Consider the following 6,000-nt stretch of genomic DNA (forward strand, 5'->3'; position numbering starts at 1 on the left):
CAATCAAGCAACCCGAAAAATCTGATGGAACCGTGATCGCACCATGACTGCCAAAAAATCTGACATGCGCCCGGCTGTGAACGAGGAGCGCCTAAAACGCGAAGCCGAAGCGCTGCGTGCCAATCTGGCCAAGCGCAAGCAACAGCAGCGCACGCGTAAAAGCGACCAGAGCGGATCGGATAAGGGCGAAAAAAGCGACGACTGATCGCCGACGTTCTTTTTTCTGCGAGGCGTTGGTCGACTAGCGCATCGTTTGGTTGATCTTGGTGCCAACGGGCGGGTAAAACCGTGGGTGCTGAACGTGGTTGGGATTTTCGCAAAAACAGGGGTGGCACTATGTCGGTAAGACCGGATCACTGGATACGCCAGATGGCGCAGGAAAAAGGCATGATCGAGCCGTTCGTTGACGGGTTCAAACGCGACGGTGTGATTTCCTATGGTGTCAGCTCGTATGGCTATGACGCCCGCGTTGCCGACGAGTTCAAGATCTTTACCAATGTCGACTCGGCCATTGTTGACCCCAAGGAATTTTCCGATGACGGGTTCGTCAACCGCAAGACCGATGTCTGTGTGATCCCGCCCAACAGTTTTGCTCTGGCGCGCACGGTGGAATATTTCCGCATCCCGCGCGACACGCTGGTGATCTGTCTGGGGAAATCGACCTATGCCCGCTGCGGCATCATCGTCAATGTCACGCCCCTTGAACCGGAATGGGAAGGGCATGTGACCCTTGAATTCTCCAACACAACCCCGCTTCCCGCACGCATTTATGCCAACGAAGGCGCCTGTCAGTTCATTTTCCTCAAGGCGGAAAGTGAATGCGATACCTCCTATGCGGATCGCGCAGGGAAATATATGGGCCAAAAAGGTGTCACTTTGCCGCGCCTGTGATAAAGGGATGGCACAAATCTGGTGGTGACACGCCAAGACACGCGTTTGCTGTGCCGATACGCACAGCACAAAGAGGACTGAATGGACAAGATCAAGATTTCCGGTGGTCGCCGGCTGCAGGGCAAAATTGCAATCGGCGGTGCCAAAAACGCGGCTTTGCCCCTGATGGCAGCAGCCCTGCTGACAGATGAAACGCTGACCCTTTCAAACCTGCCGCATTTGGCAGATATCACATCGATGGCCAACCTGCTGGCCCAGCACGGTGTGGCGTTGCATCTGAACGGCCATGCGCCAAATGGCGGCCATACAGGTCGCGTTCTGGAAATGACCGCTAAGGAAATCACCTCGACCACGGCACCTTATGATCTGGTGCGCAAAATGCGCGCATCTGTCCTGGTGCTGGGTCCGATTGTTGCGCGCTGCGGTGTAGCGCGTGTGTCGTTGCCTGGTGGCTGCGCAATTGGCAACCGTCCGGTCGACCTGCATCTTAAGGCACTGGAAGCCATGGGTGCGGAGATCCACCTGACAGAGGGCTATATCGAAGCCCGCGCGCCCGAAGGCCTCAAGGGCGGCCATATCCTGTTCCCGCAGGTCTCTGTCGGTGCGACGGAAAACGCGCTGATGGCAGCTTCTCTTGCCGATGGTGTGGTCACGATCGGCAATGCAGCGCGTGAACCCGAAGTTTCCGATCTGGCCCATTGTCTGGTCGCGATGGGGGCCGAGATCGAAGGCATTGGTACCGATACCCTGAAAGTGACCGGCAAGCCGCGCCTGCATGGTGCGGAATATTCGGTTGTCCCGGATCGCATCGAAACCGGTACCTATGCGATTGCCGCCGCCATCACCGGTGGTGAGATCGAGCTGACGGGTACGCGACTTGAGCTGATCGACAGCCTTGTTGATGCAATGCGTGCCGCCGGTGTTGAGGTCGAAGAGACCGAAGACGGCATGAAGGTCCGCGGTAACCGCGCCACGCTTAAGGGCGTTGATGTGATGACCGAACCTTACCCGGGCTTCCCGACCGATATGCAGGCGCAGTTCATGGCGCTGATGTCGGTTGCCAACGGTGCCTCCATGATCACCGAGACGATTTTTGAAAACCGCTTCATGCACGTGCCGGAGCTCAGCCGTATGGGCGCTGATGTCAATGTGCATGGGCGCTCGGCGATTGTCCGTGGTTCCGCGAAGCTGTCGGGGGCAGAGGTCATGGCAACCGATCTCCGTGCCTCGGTTTCGATGGTGCTTGCAGGCTTGGCAGCCGAGGGCGAGACGGTTATTAACCGTGTTTACCATCTCGACCGTGGTTATGAGCGGCTTGAAGAGAAACTTGCGGCCTGCGGGGCGCAGATTGAACGTGTTCGGGTTCCGGCCTGATTTCAAGGCCACCGGATAACTGAAAAACGCGTAAGGCGACTAATTGATGAGTGACGAAAAGCTGGTGCTTGCCCTACCCAAGGGGCGCATTCTTGACGAGGTGATGCCACTGGTGCGATCCGCCGGGATCGAGCCGGAAGCCGCATTTGATGATCCGAAATCCCGTGCTCTTCGGTTTGCCACAAATCATCCGCATATCGATATCATCCGTGTGCGCAGCTTTGACGTCGCAACCTTCGTGGCCTTTGGTGCTGCTCATATCGGTGTCTGCGGCAATGATGTCCTGATGGAATTCGATTACCCGGATATCTATGCACCGCTGGATCTCAATATCGGTCATTGCCGGATTGCCGTTGCCGAACCCGAAGAAATGATCGAAGGCGATGACCCGTCGCGCTGGTCACATGTCCGGGTGGCAACCAAATACCCGAACATCACGCGCACCCATTTCGCCAAACGCGGCGTACAGGCCGAATGCATCAAGCTGAATGGCGCGATGGAACTGGCCCCGACACTCGGCCTGTGCCGTCGTATCGTTGACCTTGTTTCCACCGGCAATACGCTTAAGGCCAATGGTCTGCGTGAAATCGAACATGTTGCTGACGTGACGTCGCGTCTGATCGTTAACCGTGCCGCACTTAAAACCCGTCCGACTGATATCCAGCCCTGGATCGACCGTTTCTCCGAGGTGCTCAATGCCGCTTAAGCTTTCCATCACGGATAAAAGTTTTGAGGAAGATTTCGTCAAACTTCTGGGCATGAAGCGGGAATCGGATGCCGATGTTGATGCCGCCGTTGCCAACATTATTGATAACGTCCGCGCGCGCGGTGACGAAGCTGTTTGCGAATATACCAATCGTTTTGACCGGCTGAGCATCGATGCATCCGGCATGGCGGTCACCGCTGCCGATGTTGATGCCGCGGTTGCAGACATTGATACCGATCTTTTGAAGTCGCTCGAACTGGCAGCAACCCGCATTCGCGCCTATCACGAAAAGCAGATGCCAGCAGATGAGCGTTACACCGATGAAAGTGGTGTCGAGCTCGGCTGGCGCTGGCGGGCTGTCTCGGCGGCGGGCCTTTATGTGCCGGGCGGTCTGGCGTCTTATCCGTCTTCGGTTCTGATGAATGCCATCCCGGCCAAGGTTGCCGGTGTGCAGCGCCTTGTCATGGTCGTGCCGACGCCTGATAACAAAATGAACCCGCTGGTTCTGGCAGCTGCCCGCATTGCCGGTGTTGACGAGATTTACCGGATCGGCGGCGCGCAGGCGGTTGCGGCCCTTGCCTATGGAACGGAAACCATCAAGCCGGTCGACAAGATTGTCGGTCCGGGCAATGCGTTCGTCGCAGCAGCCAAGCGCCGCGTATTTGGTCAGGTCGGCATTGATATGATTGCCGGGCCGTCGGAGATCCTCGTTGTTGCCGATGGCAGCAATGATGCAAGCTGGGTGGCAGCAGACCTTTTGTCGCAGGCGGAACATGACCCGGTTGCACAGTCCATCCTGATTACCGATGACGCAGGCTTTGCGGATCAGGTGCAGGCGGCGATTGATACCCATCTGGAAACCCTGCCGCGTGCAGAGATCGCTGGTGCAAGCTGGCGCGACTTTGGTGCAATTGTTTTGGTCGAAAATCTGTCGCAGGCTCCGGCCCTTGTGGATCGGATCGCACCGGAACATCTGGAGCTGGCGGTAGACGACCCGGATGCGCTGGCAGAAGACATTCACCATGCCGGTGCGATTTTCCTGGGCCGTTATACCCCCGAAGCCATTGGCGACTATGTTGCCGGGCCGAACCATGTGCTGCCAACGGCGCGTTCGGCGCGGTTCTCGTCCGGCCTTGGGGTTCTGGACTTCATCAAGCGGTCATCGCTGATCAAGTGCACACCCGAAAGTCTGGCAAAGATCGGCCCGGCCGCCGTCGCCCTTGCTGAAAGCGAAGGTCTGCAGGCGCATGGACTTTCAGTAGCGATCCGTTCAAACCAGATGTAAGCTGTTGCAATGCAGCGTGTGAGGGGACCGGAGCGAGAGAGCCATGGCAGAAAACCAATGTATTGCCGGTATCTATCTTGACGAAAAGTACAAGGTACGGCGCCGTCCTGAGGTCGAACACGAGCAGGCGGTGGCGATCTATGACCTGCTGGAAGAAAATCATTTCGAACCGGCTGGCGGGTTTGAAGGGCCATATTCGGTCCATATGCGTATCGAGGATAACCGCATCTATATGGATGTGCGCGGTGATGACGATACCGAAAACCTGACCACCATTCCCGTGCCGCTCTCGCCGTTTCGCCGGATCGTCAAAGACTATTTCATGATCTGCGAAAGCTATTATGACGCCATCAAGAAGGCCAGTGCCGCCCAGATCGAAACCATCGATATGGCGCGTCGCGGTCTTCACAATGAAGGGTCCGAACAGCTGCGTGAACTTCTGGCCGACAAGGTGACGATTGATGAAAATACGGCCCGTCGCCTGTTTACGCTGATTTGTGTCCTTCACATCCGGGGTTAAGGCACGGTGGCAGAAGAACTCCCCGGCTCGGTTCTTTTTGCCTGCAGCTACAATGCCGTGCGTTCGGTGATGGCTGCTGCCCTGATGCGTCACTATCACGGAACCCATATCTATGTTGAAAGCTGCGGGGTGCGTGCCGGTGACCTGGACGGCTTTGCCGTCGCGGTGATGCAAGAAATCGGTCTTGATATTTCCTCATACAAATCCAAAACCTTTGATCAGCTTGAAGACGGCTTCTTTGATCTGATCATCACCATGTCACCAGAAGCCCAGCACCGTGCGGTCGAAATGACCCGCACGATGGCCTGTGATGTGGAATTCTGGAATACCTTTGATGCCACGATTGTCGAAGGTTCGCGTGAAATCCGTCTTGAGGCCTATCGCCAGGTGCGCGATCAGATCAAAAAGCGCATTCTTGACCGCTTCCCGATTGGTCCTGCGCCAAAAGTTTGACTGCAGGCGTCAGTTCGACCCGGCGAGGGCGTCGAACGCTGCACCGTCCAGCACATAGATTTTCTCATCCTCGGCATGGCGCATGCCAAGCTTCTCGTAAAACCGTTGGCCAATCATGTTTTCCGCATCGACCGATAAGCGGATATAGGACTTGCCGCTGGCATGGGCATGCTTGGCAACGGCCCCGACCAAACGCTTGGCGAAGCCGCCACCCCTATGGCTTGGTGCGACATATAGGTCCTGGATATAAAGCCCGGCGCGTCCGCGAAAAGTCGAATAGCTTGGAAAGAACAGGCACATGGCCACCGGTGTATCACCGGCAATCGCAATCAGAGCATCGAACGCACGGTCTTCGCCAAATCCGTCACGTGCCAGATCCTCGGGCGAACTGGCGATTTTATCCGCACATCCAGTGGCCTTGCCGATCTCGCAAATCATGGCATGAAGGACCGGTGCGTCAGCACGTTCAGCAAGGCGTATTTCAGTGGTATGAGGATTGGTCATGCGGTGGCCTTCACGAGAAGTCAGGATCAAGCAGACATCTTAGGGTGCAAGCGGCCATTGTAAAAGGCGTAAGCTGGCGTTCTTTCCGCGCGATCCCTTTCGGGACGATTTGGCAGGACAGAGTCTACGCTATTCGTTTAACGCAGTGCTGTAACGCCCTGCTTTGGACGTGAAAGGACTTGACCTTTTGCCCGGTTCAGAGCAGTTTGCGGCCCACCGGTATTTTGATATTGCAATACGAAAGCTAGGAGTCACATGGCTAAAGAA

At 56.5% G+C, this 6,000-nt stretch carries 8 protein-coding genes; 7 read left to right on the top strand and 1 reads right to left on the bottom strand.

The genetic code is table 11. The features are described from left to right. The first annotated feature begins 43 nt into the window (after window positions 1–43). From CMO10_RS09010 to CMO10_RS09040, 7 genes are all read left to right on the top strand, one after another. Window positions 44–205, top strand: a complete 162-nt coding sequence (locus CMO10_RS09010) for a hypothetical protein (RefSeq protein WP_297020956.1) — start codon at window positions 44–46, stop codon at window positions 203–205. 131 nt (window positions 206–336) lie between these two features. After that, window positions 337–891: a dCTP deaminase gene (gene dcd / locus CMO10_RS09015; protein ID WP_044828071.1), complete on the top strand. Its 555-nt coding sequence runs from the start codon at window positions 337–339 to the stop codon at window positions 889–891. An 81-nt stretch (window positions 892–972) separates the two neighbouring features. Continuing rightward, window positions 973–2,265: a UDP-N-acetylglucosamine 1-carboxyvinyltransferase gene (gene murA, locus CMO10_RS09020; protein WP_044828072.1), complete on the top strand. Its 1,293-nt coding sequence runs from the start codon at window positions 973–975 to the stop codon at window positions 2,263–2,265. A 46-nt stretch (window positions 2,266–2,311) separates the two neighbouring features. Further along, on the top strand, window positions 2,312–2,971 hold the full coding sequence (gene hisG / locus CMO10_RS09025) for an ATP phosphoribosyltransferase (protein ID WP_008891763.1): 660 nt from the start codon (window positions 2,312–2,314) through the stop codon (window positions 2,969–2,971). Next, a complete protein-coding gene (hisD, locus tag CMO10_RS09030; RefSeq protein WP_297020960.1) occupies window positions 2,961–4,256 on the top strand; it encodes a histidinol dehydrogenase in 1,296 nt (431 codons plus the stop codon). Before hisG ends, hisD begins: the two co-directional genes overlap by 11 nt. A gap of 43 nt (window positions 4,257–4,299) precedes the next feature. Then, complete coding sequence (locus CMO10_RS09035) at window positions 4,300–4,776, top strand: UPF0262 family protein (RefSeq protein WP_044828074.1); 477 nt, start codon at window positions 4,300–4,302, stop codon at window positions 4,774–4,776. A 6-nt stretch (window positions 4,777–4,782) separates the two neighbouring features. Next, window positions 4,783–5,229: an arsenate reductase ArsC gene (locus CMO10_RS09040; protein WP_297020963.1), complete on the top strand. Its 447-nt coding sequence runs from the start codon at window positions 4,783–4,785 to the stop codon at window positions 5,227–5,229. A 9-nt stretch (window positions 5,230–5,238) separates the two neighbouring features. Here CMO10_RS09040 and CMO10_RS09045 read toward each other — a convergent pair whose 3' ends face one another. After that, on the bottom strand, window positions 5,239–5,733 hold the full coding sequence (locus CMO10_RS09045; RefSeq protein WP_297020966.1) for a GNAT family N-acetyltransferase: 495 nt from the start codon (window positions 5,731–5,733) through the stop codon (window positions 5,239–5,241). Window positions 5,734–6,000: the final 267 nt, after the last annotated feature.

Origin of the sequence: Thalassospira sp. (assembly GCF_002709775.1) — a bacterium.
In the GTDB taxonomy this organism is placed as follows: Bacteria; Pseudomonadota; Alphaproteobacteria; order Rhodospirillales; family Thalassospiraceae; genus Thalassospira.

What these genes read in the sequence shown, in the direction of transcription:
- murA (WP_044828072.1), top strand. Translation starts at nt 973, where the DNA reads ATGGACAAGATCAAGATTTCCGGTGGTCGCCGGCTGCAGGGCAAAATT.
- CMO10_RS09045 (WP_297020966.1), bottom strand. Translation starts at nt 5,733, where the DNA reads ATGACCAATCCTCATACCACTGAAATACGCCTTGCTGAACGTGCTGAC.
- hisG (WP_008891763.1), top strand. Translation starts at nt 2,312, where the DNA reads ATGAGTGACGAAAAGCTGGTGCTTGCCCTACCCAAGGGGCGCATTCTT.
- CMO10_RS09035 (WP_044828074.1), top strand. Translation starts at nt 4,300, where the DNA reads ATGGCAGAAAACCAATGTATTGCCGGTATCTATCTTGACGAAAAGTAC.
- CMO10_RS09010 (WP_297020956.1), top strand. Translation starts at nt 44, where the DNA reads ATGACTGCCAAAAAATCTGACATGCGCCCGGCTGTGAACGAGGAGCGC.
- dcd (WP_044828071.1), top strand. Translation starts at nt 337, where the DNA reads ATGTCGGTAAGACCGGATCACTGGATACGCCAGATGGCGCAGGAAAAA.
- hisD (WP_297020960.1), top strand. Translation starts at nt 2,961, where the DNA reads ATGCCGCTTAAGCTTTCCATCACGGATAAAAGTTTTGAGGAAGATTTC.